The 22,321-nt window shown below is 69.3% G+C and carries 21 protein-coding genes, 1 tRNA gene and 1 pseudogene; 10 read left to right on the forward strand and 13 right to left on the reverse strand.

Annotation, left to right across the window (positions count from 1 at the left end):
• Positions 1-61 precede the first annotated feature (61 nt).
• Positions 62-547: a hypothetical protein gene (locus OG972_RS25405; protein ID WP_266985103.1), complete on the forward strand. Its 486-nt coding sequence runs from the start codon at positions 62-64 to the stop codon at positions 545-547.
• A gap of 362 nt (positions 548-909) precedes the next feature.
• On the opposite strand, the gene OG972_RS25410 is transcribed toward OG972_RS25405, so the two are convergent.
• Positions 910-1,170 carry a hypothetical protein gene (locus OG972_RS25410; protein ID WP_266985105.1) on the reverse strand — a complete coding sequence of 87 codons (261 nt, stop codon included), beginning with the start codon at positions 1,168-1,170 and terminating at the stop codon, positions 910-912.
• A gap of 941 nt (positions 1,171-2,111) precedes the next feature.
• On the opposite strand from OG972_RS25410, the gene mycP reads away from it, so the two are divergent.
• Entirely contained in the window at positions 2,112-3,458 is a 1,347-nt protein-coding gene (gene mycP, locus OG972_RS25415; protein WP_266985107.1) for a type VII secretion-associated serine protease mycosin, read from the forward strand.
• 139 nt (positions 3,459-3,597) lie between these two features.
• A pseudogene (locus OG972_RS25420) lies at positions 3,598-3,771 on the forward strand (DUF397 domain-containing protein); the annotation flags it as partial.
• A gap of 178 nt (positions 3,772-3,949) precedes the next feature.
• Here the strand turns inward: OG972_RS25420 and OG972_RS25425 are convergent.
• The 3 genes from OG972_RS25425 to OG972_RS25435 all read right to left on the reverse strand — a co-directional run bounded on the left by OG972_RS25425 (position 3,950) and on the right by OG972_RS25435 (position 4,953).
• Positions 3,950-4,522, reverse strand: coding sequence for a hypothetical protein (locus OG972_RS25425; protein WP_266985109.1), 573 nt, complete (start codon positions 4,520-4,522; stop codon positions 3,950-3,952).
• A complete protein-coding gene (locus OG972_RS25430; protein WP_266985111.1) occupies positions 4,522-4,665 on the reverse strand; it encodes a hypothetical protein in 144 nt (47 codons plus the stop codon). The genes OG972_RS25425 and OG972_RS25430 overlap by 1 nt, the downstream gene beginning before the upstream one ends.
• A 216-nt stretch (positions 4,666-4,881) precedes the next feature.
• Positions 4,882-4,953, reverse strand: a tRNA-Cys gene (locus OG972_RS25435).
• A 191-nt stretch (positions 4,954-5,144) separates the two neighbouring features.
• On the opposite strand from OG972_RS25435, the gene OG972_RS25440 reads away from it, so the two are divergent.
• The 5 genes from OG972_RS25440 (at position 5,145) to OG972_RS25460 (ending at position 11,093) form a co-directional block, all read left to right on the forward strand.
• Entirely contained in the window at positions 5,145-6,608 is a 1,464-nt protein-coding gene (locus tag OG972_RS25440; RefSeq protein ID WP_266985113.1) for an MFS transporter, read from the forward strand.
• Between the two features lie 362 nt (positions 6,609-6,970).
• Positions 6,971-8,752 carry a DEAD/DEAH box helicase gene (locus OG972_RS25445; protein WP_266985115.1) on the forward strand — a complete coding sequence of 594 codons (1,782 nt, stop codon included), beginning with the start codon at positions 6,971-6,973 and terminating at the stop codon, positions 8,750-8,752.
• Between the two features lie 8 nt (positions 8,753-8,760).
• A complete protein-coding gene (locus OG972_RS25450) occupies positions 8,761-8,913 on the forward strand; it encodes a hypothetical protein (protein ID WP_266985116.1) in 153 nt (50 codons plus the stop codon).
• Between the two features lie 537 nt (positions 8,914-9,450).
• A complete protein-coding gene (locus OG972_RS25455) occupies positions 9,451-10,092 on the forward strand; it encodes an IclR family transcriptional regulator (protein WP_266985118.1) in 642 nt (213 codons plus the stop codon).
• A 212-nt stretch (positions 10,093-10,304) separates the two neighbouring features.
• A complete protein-coding gene (locus tag OG972_RS25460; RefSeq protein WP_266985119.1) occupies positions 10,305-11,093 on the forward strand; it encodes a S16 family serine protease in 789 nt (262 codons plus the stop codon).
• A gap of 41 nt (positions 11,094-11,134) precedes the next feature.
• Here the strand turns inward: OG972_RS25460 and OG972_RS25465 are convergent, their stop codons facing one another.
• From OG972_RS25465 to OG972_RS25500, 8 genes are all read right to left on the reverse strand, one after another.
• Positions 11,135-12,415 carry an MFS transporter gene (locus tag OG972_RS25465; RefSeq protein WP_266985120.1) on the reverse strand — a complete coding sequence of 427 codons (1,281 nt, stop codon included), beginning with the start codon at positions 12,413-12,415 and terminating at the stop codon, positions 11,135-11,137.
• Between the two features lie 2 nt (positions 12,416-12,417).
• Entirely contained in the window at positions 12,418-12,612 is a 195-nt protein-coding gene (locus OG972_RS25470) for a hypothetical protein (protein ID WP_266985121.1), read from the reverse strand.
• Between the two features lie 13 nt (positions 12,613-12,625).
• The gene (locus OG972_RS25475) at positions 12,626-13,234 is read right to left on the reverse strand and encodes a transcriptional regulator (RefSeq protein ID WP_266985123.1); all 609 of its coding nucleotides are present in this window, start codon (positions 13,232-13,234) and stop codon (positions 12,626-12,628) included.
• Positions 13,235-13,326: 92 nt separating this feature from the next.
• Positions 13,327-14,271, reverse strand: a complete 945-nt coding sequence (locus tag OG972_RS25480) for a glycine betaine ABC transporter substrate-binding protein (protein WP_266990709.1) — start codon at positions 14,269-14,271, stop codon at positions 13,327-13,329.
• 53 nt (positions 14,272-14,324) lie between these two features.
• On the reverse strand, positions 14,325-15,197 hold the full coding sequence (locus OG972_RS25485; protein ID WP_266990711.1) for an ABC transporter permease: 873 nt from the start codon (positions 15,195-15,197) through the stop codon (positions 14,325-14,327).
• Between the two features lie 11 nt (positions 15,198-15,208).
• Positions 15,209-16,465 (reverse strand): ABC transporter ATP-binding protein, encoded by a 1,257-nt coding sequence (locus OG972_RS25490; protein WP_266985125.1) that lies wholly within the window; start codon positions 16,463-16,465, stop codon positions 15,209-15,211.
• The gene (locus tag OG972_RS25495; protein ID WP_266985127.1) at positions 16,458-17,105 is read right to left on the reverse strand and encodes an ABC transporter permease; all 648 of its coding nucleotides are present in this window, start codon (positions 17,103-17,105) and stop codon (positions 16,458-16,460) included. The genes OG972_RS25490 and OG972_RS25495 overlap by 8 nt, the downstream gene beginning before the upstream one ends.
• A gap of 15 nt (positions 17,106-17,120) precedes the next feature.
• Positions 17,121-17,594, reverse strand: a complete 474-nt coding sequence (locus tag OG972_RS25500; protein WP_266985129.1) for an Lrp/AsnC family transcriptional regulator — start codon at positions 17,592-17,594, stop codon at positions 17,121-17,123.
• Between the two features lie 121 nt (positions 17,595-17,715).
• Here OG972_RS25500 and hppD point away from each other — a divergent pair, with 121 nt between their 5' ends.
• The gene (hppD, locus tag OG972_RS25505; protein ID WP_266985131.1) at positions 17,716-18,861 is read left to right on the forward strand and encodes a 4-hydroxyphenylpyruvate dioxygenase; all 1,146 of its coding nucleotides are present in this window, start codon (positions 17,716-17,718) and stop codon (positions 18,859-18,861) included.
• A gap of 308 nt (positions 18,862-19,169) precedes the next feature.
• Here hppD and OG972_RS25510 read toward each other — a convergent pair whose 3' ends face one another.
• The gene (locus tag OG972_RS25510; protein ID WP_266985133.1) at positions 19,170-20,855 is read right to left on the reverse strand and encodes a tetratricopeptide repeat protein; all 1,686 of its coding nucleotides are present in this window, start codon (positions 20,853-20,855) and stop codon (positions 19,170-19,172) included.
• Between the two features lie 97 nt (positions 20,856-20,952).
• On the opposite strand from OG972_RS25510, the gene OG972_RS25515 reads away from it, so the two are divergent.
• A complete protein-coding gene (locus tag OG972_RS25515; RefSeq protein WP_266985135.1) occupies positions 20,953-22,320 on the forward strand; it encodes an FAD-binding oxidoreductase in 1,368 nt (455 codons plus the stop codon).
• The last annotated feature ends 1 nt before the right edge of the window (position 22,321 follow it).

Below are 22,321 nucleotides of genomic sequence, written 5' to 3' on the forward strand. Positions count from 1 at the left end.
GCATACGGGGGAGAGTTCAGTGCTGCCGAGTGACCCTGGGGGATCGACGGACGCGCCAGGAGTGCCGTTCGGGTCGGTTTTCGACTTCGCGCAGAACGCGGTCGGTGAACTGGTCACCGAGCTCTCGTCGTTCACCAAGTTCCGCGACCGGATCGATGAGCTCCTGAAGGACCTCAAGGGCTCGCCGGCCGATGCCAGGAAGCTCGGCGAGGACCGGATGTCGCGCGCCCAGTTCGGCGGCGAGAAGGGCCAGTGGGCCGAGGCAGACGCCCTGCACCACACGTACAAGACGGTGATCACGGAGCTGGAGCAGCTGTCCGGACTGCTGTCGGACTCCATAGAGGGAATGGGTATCGCGGTCCTCGCGTCGCACAAGGGTTACGAGCACGTCGACCTGGACGTCCGTGAACGCATGCTCGCGATCAGGAGCAGCATGCAGGAACACTACGGCGGCGAGTACGACCCGGGAATGGCCGCTGCGAAGCAGAACGGCGACCATCCGACGGCTGAGAAGCCCGCGCCCGACGAGAGCGCCGGGACCGCCTGATGGCGACGTCGATGACCGACAGAGCACGGGGATAGGGAGAGCGACGGTATGGGTCAGACGGGGAGCGGCTCGGGTACGTCGTTCGAGAACATGTCCCACGAGCGGATGCTGGAGTGGCTGGACCAGGCGAACAGCGGAGCGGTGCAGGGGGCGGCGGATAAATTGCGCCACGCATCGGAGGAGATCCGCAAGATCGCGGAGGACCTGAAGATCCGTCCGCAGTGGGTCGAGTGGAAGGGCACAGGCGCTGATGCCTTCCGCACCTGGAGCGCAGACCTGGCCAACGCGACGCTGCGCCTGGGCGCCTACAGCGAAGGTGCGTCGAAATGGCTGGCCGAGGCATCCGGAGCCATCGCCTCGGCTCAGGCATCGATCCCCCGCACGGAGCCGGGCGACCAGGCCGGCCTGGACGCGGCCAGGGCGGTAGGCAAGGACTCGGGCGCTTCGGCAGCGGACAAGGAGGCTGCGGCGGCGCTGTTGTCGACGAAGGAGAGGGACCGGCAGGAGGCGGCTGCGCAGATGCGGAGGCTGGCGCAGACGTACTCGTTCTCGTCTTCGCAGATGGGCGCGTTGGAGAAGCCGGTCTTTCCGCCGCCGCCGCAGGCGATCTCGCCGGAGGACACCAGGTCAGTCGACAGACATTCAGAGGACGTGCTGCCTGGTGCCAGCCCAGGGGGAAGCAGCGGACAGGTATCCGGCAGTGGCACACCAGCTTCAGCAGCCCACATCAGCGGTGCCGGGTTGGCGAGCAGTTCCTCAGCACGCGTTGCAAGCCCCGTAACAGCCAGCCCGGCTGACATGGGGATTGACGGTCTGGCAACCCTGCCGGACGCTCCAGGACAGTCCATCGTTGGCCCCTCAGGTCCGTCGACGGCGGCAAAGCCAGAGGGGGGTGCCACGCAGCCAGGAAGCACGCTTACTCCTGCGGTTGGTGGAGGTTGGGCCGTCCCCTCGAGTCAGATCGGTGATGGACGAGGCGGTGGGATGCGTACGCCGTCCCTGCGAAGTCCGACAGGGCCAGCATCCGGTTCCATCCCACGCGTGCCTCGCGAAAGTGGAATCACTGGGGGCAAACCTGTTCCGCAGGCCTCGGGGCGTCCGACGGGGAGTTTGCCTCGCAGCACAGTCGTCGGTGGAGAAGGTGTACACGGACGTGCGCCCCTGGGGCATGGCGGGGGATTGCCCGGGACCGGTAGTGGCCAAGGTGGCATTACCGGGGGCCGCCGCTTGGCCGGGGAGACCGGCGGCGTCGTCGGCGGTCGGCCCCAGCAGCCGGGGCGTTCCAGTGGACGTCCGTTCACACCAGGAGGCTCCGGTTTGGTTCGCGGAGCAGGCGTGACCGGACGAACCGGGACTGCTACTCCGGGCTCACGGTCTGAAGGGGCGCGGCGGGATGAGAGTGGTGGGCGGCCGGATTACCTCACCGAGGATGAAGAAACCTGGCAGCAAGGCAGCCGACGAGTAGTGCCCCCAGTTATCGACTGATACACAAGGAACGGCAAGAGGGAAGCAGATGCCTACCAGCAGTATCCGCGTTGGTCGTAGCTGGGCCGCCCTATCGGTGATGATAGGAATACTGTCGGCAGGTTTTGCGACAACACCGGCATACGCCGATTCCACCCGGTCGCTTCAGTGGTACCTCGATGTAATGAAAGCCGGGGGGATGTGGGAGACCAGCACGGGAGAAAACGTCATTGTTGCAGTGATCGACTCCGGTGTCGATTCTTCGAACCCCGACCTTGTTGGGCAAGTGCTCAAAGGGAAGGATATGTCACCCGACTCTCCGGGGGATGAGCGCACGGACTATGAGGGCCACGGAACGGGAATGGCCGGACTGATTGCCGGAACGGGTAAGTCCAGTGGCGGGAATGGTGCTTTCGGCCTAGCTCCTGGGGCCAAGATCCTTCCAATCAGGATGAGAGACGATGCTGGACGCGTCAATGGCGCCACCGGTGATGCGAACTTTAATAGGGACTTGCCCATCGCTATTCGCTATGCAGTGGATCGCGGGGCAAAGGTCATCAATATTTCCTTGGCGTACGGCACGGGTTCGCAACAGGTTTCAGATTCGGTGAAATATGCCCTCCAGAAGGGGGCGCTTATCTTTGCCGGAGTTGGAAATAGTGGCGATGAAGGCAACCGGGTCCAGTACCCGGCCGGCACGCCTGGCATTGTCGGAGTGGGAGCTGTCGATAAGAGCCTCCACAAGGCTGAGTGGTCTCAGTACGGACCGCAGGTAGATCTTTCAGCGCCCGGTGTCGACATGGTTCACGCCTGCGGTGGAAAGACCGGGCTCTGCAAGACCAGCGGAACCAGCGACGCGACCGCCCTCGCCTCCGCCTCCGCCGCCCTGATCTGGTCCAAGCACCCGGACTGGACGAACAATCAGGTTCTGCGGGTCATGCTCAACACCGCCGGTGGCCCGACCAGTGGTGCCGAGCGCTCCGACTACATCGGATACGGCATTGTCCGCCCGCGGATCGCCCTGAAGACTCCCGGTGACCCCGGCCCTGCCGACGTATACCCGCTCCCCGACCTCGCGGCCGCTGAGTCCCCCACTCCCTCCGCCAAGCCCTCCAAGGCAACGGGGGGTTCGGAGGACAACGACAAGCCAGCCGCTGTGGCGCCGGCTGACGACACTAGCAACACCGGTCTCTGGATCGGACTCGGCACCGGCGCAGCCGCCCTCATCGGTGCAGCGGTTGCCGTCCCGGCCGTACGCTCTCGCCGCCGCAAGGCGGCCACGGGTGCAACCCCGTACCCGTACCAGCCTCCGTACCCGCACCCGTACCAGCGAGCCCAGCCTCAGCATCAGCCCGCACCGCCGGCCTTCGGCCCCCCTCCCACCGCTCCTCGCGGCTCCAACTCGCCCTACGGGGGCCATTCGTACGGTGAAGGGCCGACCAGCTGAGCCCGTGTTCGAGCGAAGGCGATGAGGCCTGGCATCAGGGTGGTTGACGGGTTGTTCTGCCGGTCATCGGCTGATCAGCAGAGCACTCGCGAAGGATTCGGCTGCGCGTGAGAAGCAGGGAACACGAAGGCGGGCAACTGTGACCACAGGGCCCGAACTCTCGTGGTTCAAGTCCAGCTACAGCGGCAACGAAGGCGGCGCCTGCGTCGAAGTCGCCTACGACTGGCGCAAGTCCAGCTACAGCGGCAACGAGGGCGAAGCCTGCGTGGAGGTTGCCACCTGCCCCCACACCGTCCACGTCCGCGACTCCGAGCCCGTCGACGTCGTGCTCGCTCCCGAGCCGCGGGCCGTTGCCGAGCGGGAGGCCGGGCGGGGCAAGAGCGGTCACGGGCCGGCTGGACGGTCGAGTCGCTGGACCGGGTGCTGCGGGAGGAGACGCCGCGGGCGGTTGCCCGCGGACGACGACGGCGCCCGCTGACGCCGGCCGGAATCTATGTCGTGCAGTCGTACTGTTCGGTGAGGTTGCCGATGCCCTCCAGGAGGATGGTGCGGCTCTTGGAGATCAGAGCTGCCGTGTCCCAGTCCTCCTTGACCAGGACGCCTTGGGCGACCTTCAGAGTCACGGTGACATGGGGGGCGCTGGTTCCCATGGGCTCGGCGCAGGAGGCGGGGAGCTGGACTTCGCTCTGGCGCGGCCCGATCCAGCCGGAGTGTCCGCCGCCGACCGGGGCAGCGTCCTTGGCGGGCTCGTTGAGGGTGCCGGCCGGCCGCACGTCGAGGGTGTACTGGGCCCGGGGAGTCGTGTCCTTGCTCGTTTCGCGGCCGACGAAGCAGATGGTGGAGAACACCGGGTCCGCTCCGGCGTCCTCGTCCTTGTCCTCGTCCACGACCAGCTTGCCGCCCTTGTGGTCGTCGAGCAGGCCCGCTGTCTCCTTCGTGAGCATCCCCAGGCAGAGGTTCTTCGCCCGGAGGTCCTTCAGCGGGCTGGGCCAGAGCTGGATTGCGGCGACGACGGCTGCCGCGACCACGAGCACTGCGGGTAGTACCAGGTTCTTCTTGTTCATCAGTACCGCTCGCCCATCTTCATGTCGGCGTCCTTGATGCCGCTCCGGTACCACTGCTGGGCAGTCGGCTGAAGGCCGTCGTCGTAGTGGTTGATCATATTGTTGCGGGTCTCGGTATCGACCCTGGCATTCAGGTCGTTCATGTACGCGGCCGTGCCGACGTCGACGGTGCGCTGGATGGCATCGCCGGCCCCGCCGGCCGAGCTTCTGTCGGCGGCAGTGCCGGGTCAGCAGCGAGGGCGTGTCGGGCAGGGCCGGGTTCACGGCGGAGAACGCTGTCAGGACACCGTGGCCCGCGCCCCGGACCCGGGAAAGCCGCCCGCCCCGGAACTTCCCCGGGGCGGGCGGCTTCGTCTGCGAGGCCGTGACCGGATTCGAACCGGTGTAACTCGAGTTGCAGTCGAGCCCCTGAACCACTCGGGCACACGGCCGTGTGCTGGTGCTTCGTGCTGATGTGTCGACCGTAGGGGCCACGGGAGGTGGGCTCAAGGGTGCGGGCCGCGCTGCAATGCGACTGCCATACCGCGTTCATGCTCGGCGTCCGGTCCTACGACCAAGGGACGAGTGCACGACCGCCTCACGACAGGGCCGAAAGCGGATCTTGCCCCTTACTCTTGGGCTCATGACCGCCCTCGAACCGCGTGACGCCGATGTCTCGCCCCGTGCTGTGGACGCTCCCGTCGTCGCCGAGTCCGAAGGGGTACTGGGCCGGACCTATCGGGCGCTCAGCATCGGCATCGTCTCCGTCGTCTTCCTGATCGCCTTCGAGGCGACCGCCGTCGGGACCGCGATGCCGGTCGCCGCCCGGGAGCTGCACGGCATTCCGCTCTACGCGTTCGCGTTCTCCGCGTACTTCACCACCAGCCTCTTCGCCATGGTGCTCTCCGGGCAGTGGGCGGACCGGCGCGGGCCGCTGGCGCCGCTCGCCACCGGGATCGGTGCCTTCGGGGCCGGCCTGCTGCTGTCGGGGACGGCGGCCGGCATGTGGATGTTCATCGCGGGGCGGGCCGTGCAGGGGCTCGGTGGCGGGCTGGTGATCGTGGCGTTGTACGTGGTGGTCAGCCGGGCCTATCCGGAGCGGATCCGGCCGGCGATCATGGCCGCTTTCGCCGCGAGCTGGGTCGTCCCGTCCGTCGTCGGGCCGCTCGCCTCCGGCAGCGTGACCGAGCATCTGGGCTGGCGCTGGGTCTTCGTCGGGATTCCGGTTCTGGTGGTCTTCCCGCTGGCCCTCGCGCTGCCCGCGATCCGGCGCATGGCGTCCGGGCCTGCTGATCGGTCGGCGCCCGTCGAACCGTACGACCGCCGGCGCATCGGTCTGGCGCTCGCCATTTCGGTGGGGGCCGGTCTGCTGCAGTACGCGGGGCAGGAGCGGAATTGGTTTGCGCTGATTCCGGCCGCCGCGGGTGTCGCTCTGCTCGTTCCCGCCGTACGGGGGCTCCTGCCCGTCGGCACCGGTCGGGCGGCGCGTGGGCTGCCGTCGGTGGTGCTGCTGCGCGGGATCGCCGCCGGGTCGTTCATCGCGGCCGAGTCCTTCGTGCCGCTGATGCTGGTGACGCAGCGCGGGCTGTCCCCGACGATGGCAGGGCTGTCGCTCGCCGCCGGGGGCGGGACCTGGGCGCTCGGCTCGTACGTACAGGCCCGGCCGCGCCTGGAGCCGTACCGGGAGCGGCTGATGGTGGGCGGCATGGTGCTCGTCGTCGCGGCGATCGCGGGCGCGCCGTCGGTGCTGATCGCGGGAGTTCCGGTGTGGACGGTGGCGGTCGCCTGGGCCGTCGGGTGCTTCGGCATGGGCATGGTGATCGCTTCGACGAGCGTGCTGCTGCTGAAGCTGTCGCCGCCGGAGGAGGCGGGCGCCAACTCCGCAGCGCTCCAGATCTCCGACGGGCTCTCGAATGTGCTGCTGCTGGCGGCCGGGGGTGCGGCGTTCGCCGCGCTCGGCGGCGGCGCCGTGGGGGCGGTGCACGACTCGGTGGAGGCGGGCGCGTCGGGGGCGCATCCGGGGGCGTTCGCGGTGGTGTTCCTGCCGATGGCGGGGGTGGCGCTGGTGGGGGCGTGGGTCGCCGGCCGGGTGCGGGAAAAGGCGTAGTACCGCGTGGTACCACGCGTGCCGGCGTTTTCGGCCAGGACGCTTCTGCCGGACGTCCGGCAGAAGGCCGCGGCGCCGATGGAGTCCCTGACACGCAACCACGCGCCGGTGGTCGGGTGCAGAAACGCCCAGGTCGTGTGCCAGGGCGCCCTCGACCTGCCCGGCATCGCCGCGAAACTGCCCCGATTCGCCGCGTGGCCACACCTTGTGAAGAGGGTCTCAACGGGGACGAACCACGGCTCGTTCGTACGGGGTTCCGGCCGGGCCCCCGGTAAGGTGGCCCGGTTGTCGTATCGCGTACGAGCCCCTCCCGGCCCGTACGGGCAGCGCCCCACGTACCCGAGAGCCCCGAACCGGAGACCGTGACTACTACCGCCTCCCACCACCTCTCACCCGCCTATCCCGGCCGGGCCCCCTGGGGCACGGCCGGTAAGCTGCGAGCCTGGCAGCAGGGCGCCATGGAGAAGTACATCCAGGAGCAGCCGCGTGACTTCCTCGCGGTCGCCACGCCCGGCGCAGGGAAGACCACCTTCGCGCTGACCCTCGCGTCATGGCTGCTGCACCACCACGTCGTGCAGCAGATCACCGTCGTCGCGCCGACCGAGCACCTGAAGAAGCAGTGGGCGGAGGCGGCCGCCCGGATAGGGATCAAGCTCGACCCCGAGTACAGCGCCGGACCTGTGAGCAAGGAGTACCACGGGGTCGCGGTCACGTACGCCGGTGTCGGTGTCCGCCCGATGCTGCACCGCAACCGGTGCGAGCAGCGCAAGACTCTCGTGATCCTGGACGAGATCCACCACGCCGGTGACTCGAAGTCCTGGGGCGAGGCGTGCCAGGAGGCGTTCGACCCGGCGACCCGGCGGCTCGCGCTGACCGGTACGCCGTTCCGGTCCGACACCAACCCGATCCCGTTCGTCGTGTACGAGGAGGGGAACGACGGGATCCGGCGTTCCTCGGCCGACTACACCTACGGCTACGGGAACGCGCTGGCCGACGGCGTCGTCCGCCCCGTGATCTTCCTCAGCTACAGCGGCAACATGCGCTGGCGCACCAAGGCCGGTGACGAGATCGCCGCCCGGCTCGGCGAGCCGATGACCAAGGACGCCATCGGCCAGGCCTGGCGGACGGCGCTGTCGCCCACCGGCGACTGGATCCCGAACGTCCTCGCGGCCGCCGACAAGCGGCTGACCGAAGTGCGCAAGGGCATTCCGGACGCGGGCGGGCTCGTGATCGCCACCGACCAGGAGTCCGCGCGCGAGTACGCCAAGATCCTCAAGAAGGTCACCGGCGAGAAGGCGACCGTGGTCCTCTCCGACGAGAAGGCCGCATCGAAGAAGATCGACAAGTTCAGCGAGGACGACTCGCGGTGGATGGTCGCGGTCCGGATGGTGTCGGAGGGCGTCGACGTGCCGCGTCTCGCGGTCGGTGTGTACGCCACCACCATCTCGACCCCGCTCTTCTTCGCCCAGGCCGTCGGACGCTTCGTGCGGTCGCGCCGGCGCGGCGAGACCGCTTCCGTCTTCGTACCGACCATTCCGATGCTCCTCGACTTCGCGAACGAGATGGAGGTCGAGCGGGACCACGTCCTCGACAAGCCCAAGAAGGGCAGCGACGAGGAGAACCCGTTCTCCGAGGAGGACAAGCTTCTCGCCGACGCGGAACGCCTGGAGGACGAGGAGACCGAGGACCAGCTGCCGTTCGAGGCACTGGAGTCCGACGCGGTCTTCGACCGGGTGCTGTACGACGGCGCCGAGTTCGGCATGCAGGCGCACCCGGGAAGTGAGGAGGAGCAGGACTACCTGGGGATTCCCGGGCTGCTCGAACCCGACCAGGTGCAGTTGCTGCTGCAGAAGCGGCAGACCCGGCAGATCGCGCACAGCAGGCAGAAGCCGGCCGGGGAGGCCGATCTGCTGGAGAAGCCGGCGGAGGCCCGGCCGGTGGTCACGCACAAGCAGCTGCTGGGGCTGCGCAAGCAGCTCAACACGATGGTGTCGGCGTACACGCACCAGAGCGGCAAGCCGCACGGGGTGATCCACACCGAGCTGCGGCGGGTCTGCGGAGGGCCGCCGAGCGCGGAGGCGACGGCGGGGCAGATCCAGCAGCGGATCAAGAAGGTGCAGGAGTGGGCCACCCGGATGAGGTGAGTCCGCTCATGTCAGGTGCCGGCCCGGTACGGGGACAGAGATCCTCGTGCCGGGCCGGCGTCGTCCGTGCGGCCGTCACCGTCGTGGGGCTGAGGGCCGACGGCTCGCAGCCCCACGACCCGGTGAGGACCGAGGTCGTCGGGCTCGACGGGGCGTTCTGACAGACCTCACCGTCGACGGCGCGGACGCCGTCCCGATCCGGGTCAAGGAGGTCCTCGTCGACCGCGGACCGGGACCGCCGCATTCACCACCCCGGACGCCGCGTTCGCCCTCGACATCACCGTCCGGGACCCGGCCACGAAGGCGCTCCGGGCCTGCGAGGTCCTGATCGGCGGAAAAATTATGCGACATTCGTTCACCGTGAGTTAACGATGGTTCACTTCTGTACACGGAGTGTCGCAATGGAGTCGGCCGACCTGAACGCGCGTAGATGTTCCGGATCCCGTCGGCGCCGCGCTGACCGGCGCTTATGCTCCTGCGGCACAGCCACTCCTCCGCGTGCGCCCGGATTCTGGACGAGGTCTTCCGCTGAGCGGACTGGCTCGCTACTGTCCCCAAAAAGTGAACGCCCCGTGGCAGCGCCGCCGCGGAGCGCAGCCGGTGCCTTGGCCGCCGGCGGCCTCTCCGTGCGTCGCCGCTGGGACCGGCGACGCAACCTCCGTGAGGGTGCCGCCACTCACCGAAGAGGAGAGGGCGTCGTGACCGCGGAGACCTCCCAGACGCTCGACCGGGGACTACGCGTCCTCAAACTGCTCGCCGACACCGACCACGGGCTGACCGTCACCGAGTTGTCCACCAAACTCGGCGTCAACCGCACCGTCGTCTACCGTCTGCTGGCCACACTGGAACAACACGCCCTGGTACGCCGCGATCTGGGTGGCCGGGCCAGGGTGGGGCTCGGCGTGCTGCGCCTGGGCCGCCAGGTGCATCCGCTGGTACGGGAGGCTGCGCTGCCCGCGCTGCGGTCCCTGGCCGAGGACATCGGAGCCACCGCCCACCTGACGCTGGTCGACGGCAGCGATGCGCTGGCGGTTGCCGTCGTCGAACCGACCTGGACCGACTATCACGTGGCCTACCGGGCCGGCTTCCGTCATCCGCTCGACAAGGGCGCCGCGGGCCGGGCGATCCTGGCCGCACGGGCGAAGCCGGTGTCCGAGACCGCGTTCACGCTCACCCACGGCGAGCTGGAAGCGGGCGCGAGCGGCGCGGCGGCGGCCCTGATGGGGGTCACGGGCGTGGAGGGCAGCGTGGGCGTGGTGATGCTGGCGGACGCGGTACCGGAACGGGTCGGACCGCGAGTCGTCGACGCGGCGCGTGAGGTCGCGGACGCGTTGCGGTAGTACCGGGGTCGTCCCGGGGCCGCTTTGTCCTCCGTCGCCGGACGGGCTGGATCGTGCTCGGACGGGCTGGGTCCGTGCTCGGGGCGGGCCTGTCGAACCCGTCCGGAGCCCGAGGACGAACCGGTCGGGCCTGCGCACCACCGGCCGGGGGACGGGCCTGCCCCTCCCCGGACCGGCCGGGCGGATGAACCCGGCCAGGTTAGATTGGGCGGGTGCTCACTCGTCTCTCGCGCCCCCGCGCCCTCGCCCTGTGCGCCCTGCCCGTCGTCGCCCTCTTCGGCGTCGCCGCCTTCGCGCCGCTGCCGTTCACCGTGGCGCAGCCGGGCACGACCGCGAACGTACTCGGGGACGTCCACGGCACGCCCGTGATCAGCATCAAGGGCGCGCCGACCCGCCCCACCAGAGGCCAGCTGCGGATGACGACCATCATCGCGACGGGGCCGACCGCCGACGTCGGTATCGGCGACGTGATCGACGGCTGGTTCCGGACCGACCGGGCGGTCCTGCCCCGCGACTCGGTCTACCCGACCGGCGGCTCCGAGAAGGAGATCGAGAAGCACAACCTCGAGGACATGAAGAAGTCGCAGAACTCCGCCGTGGACGCGGCCCTGCGGTACCTCGGCAAGGCGCCCGGATCGGTGGACGTGACCCTGCACCTCGCCGATGTGGGCGGGCCCAGTGCCGGTCTCTTCTTCGCTCTCGGCATCGTCGACAAGCTCGAAGGCAACGGCTCCGGCGGCGATCTCACCGGTGGCCGCACCGTTGCCGGCACGGGCACGATCGAGGCGGACGGTACGGTCGGCGCGGTCGGCGGCGTATCGCTGAAGACCCAGGCCGCCCGGCGCGACGGTGCCACTGTCTTCCTCGTACCGAAGGCCGAGTGCAAGGCGGCGGGCGCCGAACTCCCCAAGGGGCTCAAGCTGATCCCGGTCACCACACTGAAGAGCGCGGTGTCCTCGCTCACGGCCCTCGACAAGGGGGCCAAGGTTCCGAGCTGCTGACACAGGGCGAGCCGGGCACGCCCTGGGGCCTCTCGTCCGGATCATGCCGGACGGCCGGCTTCGGCCTTCGCCTCCACACGCTCCTCCGCGGACGGCCGGTCGTCCATCGTGCGCCACACCGGGAAGATCATCGGGCTCACCGTCGCCAGCGTGTAGACCGCGCCCAGCGCCAGGAGCGCACCGTCCGCCCCGATGCTCTCCACCAGCAGCCCCGCCAGCAGCCCGCCCACCGGCATCGCCAGTTCGCAGCCCGCGGTGAGCGCCCCGGATACCCGGCTGCGCAGCTGCTGCGGTACGCGTTCGTACGTCATCGTCGTCAGGATCGGGTTCAGGACCCCGCCCGCGAGGCCACCCAGCAGCATCGTCACCGCGAGTGGCAGCGTCGTGTCCGTCAGCGCGGCAACCACGAACCTCGGTCCACCGCACAGCACCACGCACACCGTGAACACCGCGCGCCGCGAGAACCGGTGTCCCACCGCCCCGTACACCAGCGCGCCCGTCAGCCCGCCTGCCCCGAACAGCGCGGTGAGCAGGCCGAGTTGGGGTGCGCCGCCCAGTTCGCGCTCGGCGTGCACCGGGAGCAGTACGGCGTTCCAGCCCTGATCGGTGCCGTTCATGAAGAGCACCATCACCACGACGGCCAACAGCAGCCGGTTGGAGAACAAGTAGGCGTATCCCTCGCGCAGTTCGTGGCTGTACGTGCGCAGTGAGACCGGTGCCGCCGCTTTTCGCGGCTCGGCCGCCCGTACCCCTCGTACGCCTGCCGCGATGAGCAGCGCCGACGCGCCGAAGGTTGCCGCGTCCAGGAGCAGCACGGTCTCCGCGCCGACGAGCGCGATCAGCACCCCGGCCAGTGCCGCGCCGGTCATCCGGGCGCCGCGCGAGGTGGCGTCGAAGAGGCTGGCGGCGCGGGTGACCGTGGTCCCGGCATGTTCGGCGAGGTCCGGCAGCAGGACGTAGCGCGCGGTGTTGCCGGGGGTGTGGACGAGTCCGTTCAGTGCCATCAGGGCGCAGAGCATCCAGAATTCGAGCGCCCCGGCGTAGTGGAGCAGCGGAATGGTGGCGATGGCGAGTGCGCAGACGGTGTCGGAGGCGACGGAGATCCGGCGCCGTCCGATCCGGTCGATGACGGGCCCGCCGATGACCGCGGAGATGATGATCGGCAGTGTGGCGCAGAAGGCGACGACGCCGGCCCGGCCGGCGCTGCCCGTGGTCTGCAGGACGAACCACGGAACCCCGATCAGGGTGAGCGAAGTGCCTGCGGTGGATATGCAGTTGGCCGCGAGAAGCGCGGCGAGCGGCTTTCGGTTCCCCCCGTCCATGGCTACGCCGTTCGCGGGGCGTGGGCGTGCCGGGGGCGTCCGTTCGGCAGGATGCGCAGACCCAGCTCGACCAGGGTCCAGCCCAGTTGCGCACGCAGACCCGCGCGCGGCGGCCGCGGGGCGCGGAACTCGGAGGCCTGCTGCCGCAGTTCGGCGGAGCGGAGGTGGTGCAGCGTCAAGTGCGTGTCCGGATGCATGACGGGATTCCTCTCAGTCGGTGGGGCGCGGGAACATGTGCAGATGGGTGCGGACGACGGCCGAGCCCTCGGTGCCTTCGGGAACCCGGTCCCGGTAGCTGTCGATCAGGTCGTGGATCTTCTCGGCCAGCTCCAGTGAGAGCTCCGGGGTGAGCCGCATCTTGAAGTTGCTGAGGTCCGAGCTGCGCAGCCACTCATCGGGCCATTCGTGCATGGTGCCGAGCCAGGTGTTGAGCTCCTGGGCGTGCGTGGTGGCGATCTCGTGCAGGACGACTCCCATGGCGCCGCGCACCTCCGGGTCGGGGTCGCGGAGGAAGTTCGCGCTGCCGCCGAAGGCAATGCCCATGTGCACGGCCCGCCACCACCGTTCGCGTCCCTTGCCGAGCGTCGGGTCGTCCTCGACGAAGCCGTACGCGGCCAATTGCCGCAGGTGGTAGCTGGTGGCGCCGCTGGACTCGCCGAGCCGGTCCGCGAGCCCCGACGCGGTGGCGGGGCCGAACTCCCGGAGGGTGCCCAGCAGGCGGATCCGGAGGGGGTGGGCGAGCGCGCGCAGGGTGCGGGCGTCGACCAGGTGGATGTTCGGATCGAGCGGCTTCTCGTCGCCGGCTTCGTTCGTTGCCATGTCTTGAGCGTAGACTTGCAAAGGTCTCTTTGCAACGCTTCTTTGCAACATTTTCTTTGTAACTCCGGGAGGCGTCGGCCCCCGGTTGCCCGCTACCCCTTCTTGATGAACCCCTCCGCGATCAGCCAGTCCTTCGCCACCTCGTGCGGGTCCTCCCCGTCCACATCCACCTTTGCGTTCAGCTGCTGCGCGACCTCGGTCGTCAGCCGCCTGCTGACCGGGTCCAACAGATCGGCGATCTGCGGGTACTTGTCGAAGGTCGCGGTGTGGATGACGGGCGCGGCGTTGTAGTTGGGGAAGAAGTGCTTGTCGTCCACGAGGACGTCGAGGTTCATCGCCTTGATCCGGCCGTCCGTGGTGAACACCTCGCCCAGCAGGCAGGAGTTGGACTTCGAGACCTGGGTGTAGATGATCCCGGCGTCCATCTTCCTGATGTTGGAGGCCGGGATCGACATCCCGTAGGCCTTCTCCATCCCCGGCAGTCCGTCGTCGCGCGAGGCGAACTCGTTCTCCACGCAGATCGTCACCGCCGCCGGGTCCATCTTCGCCAGCGCGGCGACGTCGGAGAGCGTCCTCAGGTGGTACTCCGCGTTGTTCTTCTTGCTGATGGCCAGCGCGTAGGTGTTGTTGAGGGTGGACTGCGGCAGCCAGGTCACCCCGTTCTTCCGGTCCTCGTCCCGGACCGCCTCCCACTGCTTCAGCGGGTCGGCGATCGGTTTCGCATGGCCGAGGTACGTGATCCAGGCGGTGCCCGTGTACTCGTACATCGCGTCGGCGCCGCCCTTGATGATGGCCTCGCGCGCGCTGATCGAACCCGGCAGGTTCGTCCGGTCGAGGACCTCGGCACCGGCGGCCTTGAACACCAGGCCGATCATCTGGCCGAGGATGATGTTCTCGCTGAAGTTCTTCGAGGTGACGGTCAGCGAGGCACCGTCCAGTGGCTGCCCCCGGCCGACCGAGCCCGGCACCACGTCGTCGACCATCGGCGAACCGCTCTTCAGCCCGCACCCGGCGAGCGTCACCCAGAGCAGCACCAGGGACCCGAGGAGACCGGCCGCCCTGAGCCTCCGTGCCGCTCCCTTCCCCGCGCTCACGCCCCCACCTCCAGCCCGCGTGGCGTCAACGCCACCTCGACCAGGGAGGCCAGCCAGTCCACCAGCAGCGCCAGCACCACCGTCAGCACGGAACCGAGCACCAGTACCGGCATCCGCTGCGTCTGGATGCCCGACGTGATCAGGTCTCCCAGCCCGCCGCCCCCGACGAACGTCGCCAGCGTCGCCGTCCCGACATTGAGGACCAGCGCCGTCCGTACCCCCGCCAGGATCAGCGGGACGGCGAGCGGCAGTTCGACCTTCGTCAGCGTCCCCATCGCCGACATGCCGATGCCGCGCGAGGCCTCGACCAGATTCGGCTCGATCGCCCTGAGACCGGCCACGGTGTTGGAGAACACCGGCAGCACGGCGTAGATCACCATGCCGATGATCGCGGTCGACGCGCCGATGCCCAGCCAGATCACCAGCAGTGCCAGCAGGCCGATCGCCGGGGTCGCCTGGCCGACGTTGGCGAGGACCGTGACCAGCGGGGCGCCCCGGCGCAGCCTGCGCCGGGTCAGTGCGATCCCGAGCGGAATGGCGATGATCAGCACCCAGAAGGTGGAGATCGCGGTCAGCTTGACGTGCTGCCACCAGCGCAGCTGCACATTGCCGCCGGTCAGCGAGTTCTTCGCGATCGAGTCGAGGTGGACGTTGGTGATCCACAGATAGGTGAGGGCGAGGACGACCGCCAGGGCGGCCGGCATCAGCACCAGCTTGCGCCAGGTGATCCGGCGCCGCGGCGCGGCGGGCGGCGGCGCGGGTTCCTCCTCCTCGTCGCGGAAGACGTCCTGGACGTCGTGCTCACCCGGCAGCGGGGACGACGACGGGCGTTCCCCGGGCCCCGGCGGCACCGACCGGTGGGGATTCATGTCAGGGGGATTCATGTGCCCGCACCGCCCTCCAGCTCCTGCTCGGTCTGATGGGCGCGCAGCTCCTCCAGATCGTGCTGGTGCTCGATGGCGGTGAGCCGGTCGGCCTCCAGGAGCTCATGAACGGAGTTCATCAGGGTCTCCATGTCGACGACCCCGATGAACTCGCCGCGCCGCCCCGTCGCCGCGACCCGTCCTCCGCTGTCGAGCAGTACGGCCTCCAGTGCGTCGTGCAGTGTGGCGTCCAGGGTCACCGTGTCGTGGACCAGCTGCCCGGCACGCGCCAGCGAGCCCCGGGCCCGCATCAGGTCGCCGCGCCTCAGCCACTTGTACGGGCGGTTCCTGCGGTCCAGCATCAGGAGCTCGTTGTACGGGCCGCTGCGCAGCTTGTTGAAGATCGACTGGAGCGGGTCGTCGACCGTCACCGTGGGGAACTCGGCGATCCCCACATCCCGTACCCGGGTCAGATTGAGCCGCTTCAGCGCCGCGCCCGCGCCGACGAATCCGGAGACGAAATCGTCCGCCGGGTTGGTGAGGATCGCCTCCGGGGTGTCGAACTGCGCGATGTGCGATCGCTCCCGCAGCACGGCGATCCGGTCGCCCAGCTTGATCGCCTCGTCGAAGTCGTGGGTGACGAACACGATCGTCTTGTGCAGCTCGTGCTGCAGCCGGATCAGCTCGTCCTGGAGGTGGTCGCGGGTGATCGGGTCGACGGCGCCGAACGGCTCGTCCATCAGCAGCACCGGCGGGTCGGCAGCCAGCGCCCGCGCCACGCCCACCCGCTGCTGCTGACCGCCGGACAGCTGCCGCGGATAGCGCCCGTGGAACTCCCTCGGGTCGAGACCGACCAGATCGAGCATCTCCTCGACCCGGTCCTTCACCTTCGACTTCGACCAGCCGACCATCTTCGGCACGAGGGCGATGTTCTCGGCGACCGTCATGTGCGGGAACAGCCCGGACGACTGGATCGCGTACCCGACCTTGCGGCGCAGCTTCACCGGGTCGATGTCGGTGACATCCTCGTCGTTGATCCTGATCCGGCCGGACGTCGGCTCGATCAGCCGGTTGATCATCTTCAGGGTGGTGGACTTCCCGCAGCCGGACGGCCCGACGAAGATCACCGTCTCACCGGCCTTGATGTCCATCGAGACGTTGTCCACGGCCGGGTTCGGATTGCCCGGGTAGAGCTTGGTCAGGTCCTCCAGCTGGATGGTGGCACCGGAGGTGGCGGTGGGCGTCCCGGCTGCCCCGGTGTCGGTCTCAGGCACGGATCCCCCTGGGAATGGTCAGCCGCCCGAGCAGGACGTACGCGGCGTCGAAGAGCAGAGCGAGGATGACGATGCCGAGCGTGCCTGCGAGCACCTGATTGAGCGCGTTGGCGCTGCCCAGTGAGGCGATGCCGCGGAAGATCTCGTTGCCGAGTCCGGGGCCGGAGGCGTACGCGGCAATGGCGGCGATCCCCATCAGCATCTGCGTGGAGACGCGGATGCCGGTGAGGATCGGCGGCCAGGCGAGCGGCAGCTCGACCCTGCAGAGCCGCGCGATCCGTGACATCCCGATGCCCTTCGCCGCGTCGACGAGGGACGGATCGACGCCGCGCAGCCCGACGATGGAGTTGCGGACGATCGGCAGGAGCCCGTACATCGTCAGAGTGATCACGGTGGGCGGGACGCCGAGCCCGACCAGCGGGATCAGCAGACCGATCGCGGCGAGGGACGGGATGGTGAGGATGGTGGCCGTGGTGGTGATGGCCAGCGAACCGCCCCAGCTGCTGCGATAGGTGACGATCCCGATCAGGATGCCGAGCACGGTGGCGATGACCATGCACTGGAACACGGCGCTGACGTGCTGGTACGCGTCGGTGAGCAGCTGCTGGTGCCGATTGCCCAGATACTCCCAGAAGCTCACGCAGCACTCCTCGGCTCAGTCGCTGTCCTCCGCGGCCTGCTCGACGAGCGGGATGATGCGCAGAGGCACCGGGTTCTCCATGACGATCGCCGTGGAGGCCCGGACAATGCCATCAAAACCGACAACCCGGTCGATCACCCGCTGAAGGTCGGCGTTGGACCGGGCGACGAGCCGGCACAGCATGTCGCCGTGCCCGGTGGTGGTGTGCAGCTCCAGAACTTCCGGGACGCCGTCCAAATGGGCCCGCACATCGGCGCCTTGGCCCTGCTTGATCTCCAGGGTGGCGAAGGCGGTGACGGGGTAGCCGAGGGCCGCCGGATCGACATCGGGGCCGAATCCGCGGATGACTCCATTCGACTGAAGCCGGTCGAGGCGCGCCTGCGCGGTGCCGCGGGCCACCCCGAGCCGGCGCGACGCTTCCAGCACCCCGATCCGGGGCTCGCGTGCAAGCAGCACGATGAGCCGCCCGTCCAGATGATCGATCGCCATACGGGTCCCCCCATGGTCACCATGTGCAGATAGTCCGCCCATCCAACCAGACCTGTGTACAGACTGCTCAGCAAAAACGCGAACTATTGCGCACCTTGCGATGCGGGGAGAGCCTTCCTTCATGACTGAGACGCTGTACAACACTCCTGACACCGTCCGGCAGGCCGACCCCTTCCCGGTCAAGGGAATGGACGCGGTCGTCTTCGCCGTGGGCAATGCCAAGCAGGCCGCGCACTACTACTCGACCGCCTTCGGCATGAAGCTCGTCGCCTACTCCGGACCGGAGAACGGCAGCCGCGAGACCGCCAGTTATGTGCTGACCAACGGTTCGGCACGCTTTGTCCTCACCTCCGTCATCAAGGCATCCACCGACCACGGCCGCTTCCTGGCCGACCACGTGGCCGAGCACGGCGACGGCGTGGTCGACCTGGCCATCGAGGTCCCGGACGCACGGGCGGCGTACGCGTACGCCGTCGAGCACGGCGCCCTGGGCCTCACCGAGCCGCACGAGGTCAAGGACGAGCACGGCACGGTGGTGCTCGCCGCGATCGCCACGTACGGCCAGACCCGCCACACCCTCGTCGAGCGTTCCGGCTACGACGGTCCGTACCTCCCCGGCTTCGTGGCCGTGGCCCCGATCGTCGAACCGCCCGCCAAGCGCACCTTCCAGGCCATCGACCACTGCGTCGGCAATGTGGAACTGGGCCGGATGAACGAGTGGGTCGGCTTCTACAACAAGGTCATGGGCTTCACCAACATGAAGGAGTTCGTGGGCGACGACATCGCCACCGAGTACTCCGCCCTCATGTCGAAGGTCGTCGCCGACGGCACCCTGAAGGTGAAGTTCCCGATCAACGAGCCGGCGATCGCGAAGAAGAAGTCGCAGATCGACGAGTACCTGGAGTTCTACGGCGGCGCGGGCGTCCAGCACATCGCCCTCGCCACCAACGACATCGTCGCGTCGGTCCGCGCGATGCGCGCGGCCGGCGTCCAGTTCCTGGACACCCCCGACTCGTACTACGACACCCTCGGCGAATGGGCGGGCGAGACCCGCGTGCCGGTCGAGACGCTGCGCGAGCTGAAGATCCTCGTCGACCGCGACGAGGACGGATACTTGCTGCAGATCTTCACCAAGCCGGTCCAGGACCGCCCGACGGTCTTCTTCGAGATGATCGAACGCCACGGCTCGATGGGTTTCGGCAAGGGCAACTTCAAGGCCCTGTTCGAGGCGATCGAGCGCGAGCAGGAGAAGCGCGGCAACCTCTGAGCCCACGCGGCTCCTCCATGGAGGCGGGGTTTCCGGCGGATCCGGAGGCCCCGCCTCTTGTGCTCAACGCCGCGTCCGTCTGCGCCGCCGTCGTGGCAACGGGCGCACCACTCGCACGTCTCGCCCCCGCTGCCGTCGGTGCGGCGGCACCGAGCGCGGCACCGAAGCTCCTGGCCGCCGGCCTCGGGCCGGGGAGACCGTGGATCCGGCTGCAGGACGATCCCGGCAACGCCGGCAGGACGCCCGGGATCCGGGCCGTCCGGCGATCGAACCGGCGCCGAACCACGCGAAGATCTGCCGCGCCCCCATCAGCGGCTGACCGGCGCAGACAAGGCCGGGGACGCGGGAGTGTCCGTGGTCCCCGTCGTTCCGGCCGGTGCCACCGCCGGGACGCCCTGCTGCGCGGGCGGGGCCTCGGACGGTTCCTGGGACTGCTGAGGGGGTTCCGGGGGAGGCGTCGGTTCGGGGGCCGAGGGCGCCTCCTGCGGGCCCAGCCGGTCCAGGGCCTCCTGGGCCGAAGGGGCGTCCAGAGGGCTGAAGTGGGGGTTCGTGCGCAGCGCCTCCTCCAGGTGGCGGCGCGCCGGGCCGTGGTTCCCGAGCCTTTGTTCGATCATGCCCAGGTGGTACGCGTACAGGGCCGTCCCACCACCCGTGTCCGCCGCCTGCTGCGCGTATGTCAGCGCACTCTGCGAGTCGCCCGATCGGTACAGCGCCCAGCCCAGCGCGTCCGCCACTGCCGCGCTGTGGTGCTGTCGGTCCCACTCCGCCCGTAGCAGCTCCACCGCCCGCGACGCATCACCGTGGTCGGCCTCGAAGCGGCCGAGGAGGAGGGACTCGTCGACTCCGTGGCCGCTCTCCTGGGCCAGGGTTCTGCGGAGCTTCGTGTACTGGCCTCGGGAGTCGTCGTCGAGCCCCAGCGACTCGTACAACTCACCGAGTTCCAGCATGTATACGGGGCTCGGGCGCCGGGACAGCGCCGCCCGGTAGTCGCGCTGCGCCTCGTCCGTCCGGCCCAGGGCCGCCAGCGCCCGCGCCCGGCCCGCGAGCGACGGAGGGTGAGCGCGGTCCGTCCGCAGGGCCGCGTTGTACTGCGCCACCGCCTCCTCGGGCTTGCCCCGCTCCCAGGCCAGTTCGCCCAGCCGGAACAGGCAGTCCGTCTTCTCGGCGGGGGTGGTGGCCCGGTTCGCCGCATCCTGCGCGATCGCCCGGGCATCCTCGCGCCGGCCCTCGTTCCGGTACACCTGCGCCGTCCACGAGAGCGCCGGTACGCCCGAGCGGAGCGCCGTGAACCTCTCCACCGCCCGGCCGGCCGCCGCGTACTGGCCGAGCCCGTTGTACGCGTCGATCAGGACCGGGTACGCCGTCCAGTCCTTCGGCTGCCGGGCCCGTACCGTCTCGCCCCACTTCTTCGCCGTGACGAAGTCGTGCCGCGCATTGGCGAGCGCCGCCAGCCCCACCCAGGCCGCGGTGTTCCCCCGGTCACCTGGCTGTACGTCCAGCGAGCGCCTCAGTGCATGCTCGGCCCGCCCGTAGTACGCCACGTCCGCGGAACGCCGCCCCCACTCCACGTACGCCGATCCGAGCACCGTCCACGACCACGCGTCGGACGGATGCGTGCCCACCCAGCTCTGCCGGTCCCCGATCAGCGCCGTCAGGTCGGCGAGGGAGGCGGGGGCGCCCGCGTTCGTCGCCGTCAGGGCGCGCATGACCGGTCCCGGCACAGGCAGCGGCGCGACCTTCTTCCCGTCGTCCGGTACGGACACGACCGCACCCGTGACCAGCACGGCAGCCGCCACCGCACCGACCGCGGCCCGACGCAGCGTCGTACGCAGCGAGACCGGCGGGAGATCGGCCGACGCCTCGGGGTCCGGGGCGGGCGGCGGTTCGGAGCCGGGGAGCGACGACGTCTGCGGTGGGGAATCGTCCGCAACGGATGAAGGGGGCGTGTGATCCGACTGGGGGGACTCCGGAGGCTGCTGCGGCATGACATCCATGCCGATCACTCTGCGTCGGTATGAAGATCACACCGTGTTGTGCGAACGCTGCCGCAGACGGGTTCACACCATTGGCCCCGGGTGTCACGCTTGGATCATGGACGATCTTCTCGAACGACTGCGCGCGGGCCTTCCTGCCGAGGCCCTGATCACCGATCCGGATGTCACGGCCTCGTACGCCCACGACATGGCGAGCTTCTGCGACGCGGGCGCTCCGGCCGTGGTGGTGCTGCCGCGCACGGTCGAGCAGGTCCAGCACGTCATGCGCACGGCGACCGCGCTGCGTGTGCCGGTCGTCCCGCAGGGCGCCCGTACCGGCCTGTCGGGCGCGGCCAACGCCTCCGACGGCTGCATCGTGCTGTCCCTGGTGAAGATGGACCGGATCCTGGAGATCAACCCGGTCGACCGGATCGCCGTCGTCGAACCGGGCGTCATCAACGCCGTGCTGTCCCGCGCGGTCAACGAACACGGCCTGTACTACCCGCCGGACCCGTCCAGCTGGGAAATGTGCACCATCGGCGGCAACATCGGCACCGCGTCCGGCGGGCTGTGCTGCGTGAAGTACGGCGTCACCGCCGAGTACGTACTCGGCCTCGAGGTCGTCCTCGCCGACGGGCGCCTCCTGACGACCGGCCGCCGGACCGCGAAGGGCGTCGCCGGATACGACCTCACCCGGCTCTTCGTCGGCTCCGAGGGCAGCCTCGGCATCGTCGTCCGCGCCGTGCTCGCCCTGAAGCCGCAGCCGCCGCAGCAGCTCGTCCTCGCCGCCGAGTTCCCGTCCGCGACAGCCGCCTGCGACGCCGTCTGCAGGATCATGGAGCGCGGCCACACTCCGTCACTCCTCGAACTGATGGACCGTACGACGGTCCACGCCGTCAACACGATGTCCCACATGGGTCTCCCCGACTCCACCGAGGCACTGCTCCTCGCGGCCTTCGACACCCCGGACCCCACCGCCGACCTCGCCGCCGTCGCCGAACTCTGCACCACCGCCGGTGCCACCGAAGTGGTCCCCGCGGCCGACGCCGCCGAATCCGAACTCCTCCTCCAGGCCCGACGGATGTCGCTGACCGCCCTGGAGGCCGTCAAGTCGGCCACGATGATCGACGACGTGTGCGTACCGCGCTCCAGGCTCGGCGCCATGATCGAGGGGACGGCGGCCATCGCGCGGAAGTACGACCTCACCATCGGTGTCTGCGCCCACGCGGGCGACGGCAACACCCACCCCGTCGTCTGCTTCGACCACACCGACGCCGACGAGTCGCGCCGGGCCCGTGAATCCTTCGACGAGATCATGGCGCTGGGCCTCGAACTCGGCGGCACCATCACCGGCGAACACGGCGTCGGCGTCCTGAAGAAGGAATGGCTGGCCCGCGAACTCGGCGAGGTGAGCGTCGAGATGCACCGGGGCATCAAGGCGGCGTTCGACCCGCTGGGGCTGCTCAACCCCGGCAAGGTCTTCTGAC

This window comes from Streptomyces sp. NBC_01669 (assembly GCF_026339735.1).
GTDB lineage: Bacteria > Actinomycetota > Actinomycetes > Streptomycetales > Streptomycetaceae > Streptomyces > Streptomyces yanii.

Excerpts from the sequence above, each read along its gene's own strand:
- mycP (WP_266985107.1), top strand. The coding sequence starts at position 2,112 with ATGATAGGAATACTGTCGGCAGGTTTTGCGACAACACCGGCATACGCC.
- OG972_RS25425 (WP_266985109.1), bottom strand. The coding sequence starts at position 4,522 with ATGAACAAGAAGAACCTGGTACTACCCGCAGTGCTCGTGGTCGCGGCA.
- OG972_RS25430 (WP_266985111.1), bottom strand. The coding sequence starts at position 4,665 with ATGAACGACCTGAATGCCAGGGTCGATACCGAGACCCGCAACAATATG.
- OG972_RS25440 (WP_266985113.1), top strand. The coding sequence starts at position 5,145 with ATGACCGCCCTCGAACCGCGTGACGCCGATGTCTCGCCCCGTGCTGTG.
- OG972_RS25450 (WP_266985116.1), top strand. The coding sequence starts at position 8,761 with ATGTCAGGTGCCGGCCCGGTACGGGGACAGAGATCCTCGTGCCGGGCC.
- OG972_RS25465 (WP_266985120.1), bottom strand. The coding sequence starts at position 12,415 with ATGGACGGGGGGAACCGAAAGCCGCTCGCCGCGCTTCTCGCGGCCAAC.
- OG972_RS25470 (WP_266985121.1), bottom strand. The coding sequence starts at position 12,612 with ATGCATCCGGACACGCACTTGACGCTGCACCACCTCCGCTCCGCCGAA.
- OG972_RS25475 (WP_266985123.1), bottom strand. The coding sequence starts at position 13,234 with ATGGCAACGAACGAAGCCGGCGACGAGAAGCCGCTCGATCCGAACATC.
- OG972_RS25485 (WP_266990711.1), bottom strand. The coding sequence starts at position 15,197 with ATGAATCCCCACCGGTCGGTGCCGCCGGGGCCCGGGGAACGCCCGTCG.
- OG972_RS25500 (WP_266985129.1), bottom strand. The coding sequence starts at position 17,594 with ATGGCGATCGATCATCTGGACGGGCGGCTCATCGTGCTGCTTGCACGC.
- hppD (WP_266985131.1), top strand. The coding sequence starts at position 17,716 with ATGACTGAGACGCTGTACAACACTCCTGACACCGTCCGGCAGGCCGAC.
- OG972_RS25510 (WP_266985133.1), bottom strand. The coding sequence starts at position 20,855 with ATGGATGTCATGCCGCAGCAGCCTCCGGAGTCCCCCCAGTCGGATCAC.
- OG972_RS25515 (WP_266985135.1), top strand. The coding sequence starts at position 20,953 with ATGGACGATCTTCTCGAACGACTGCGCGCGGGCCTTCCTGCCGAGGCC.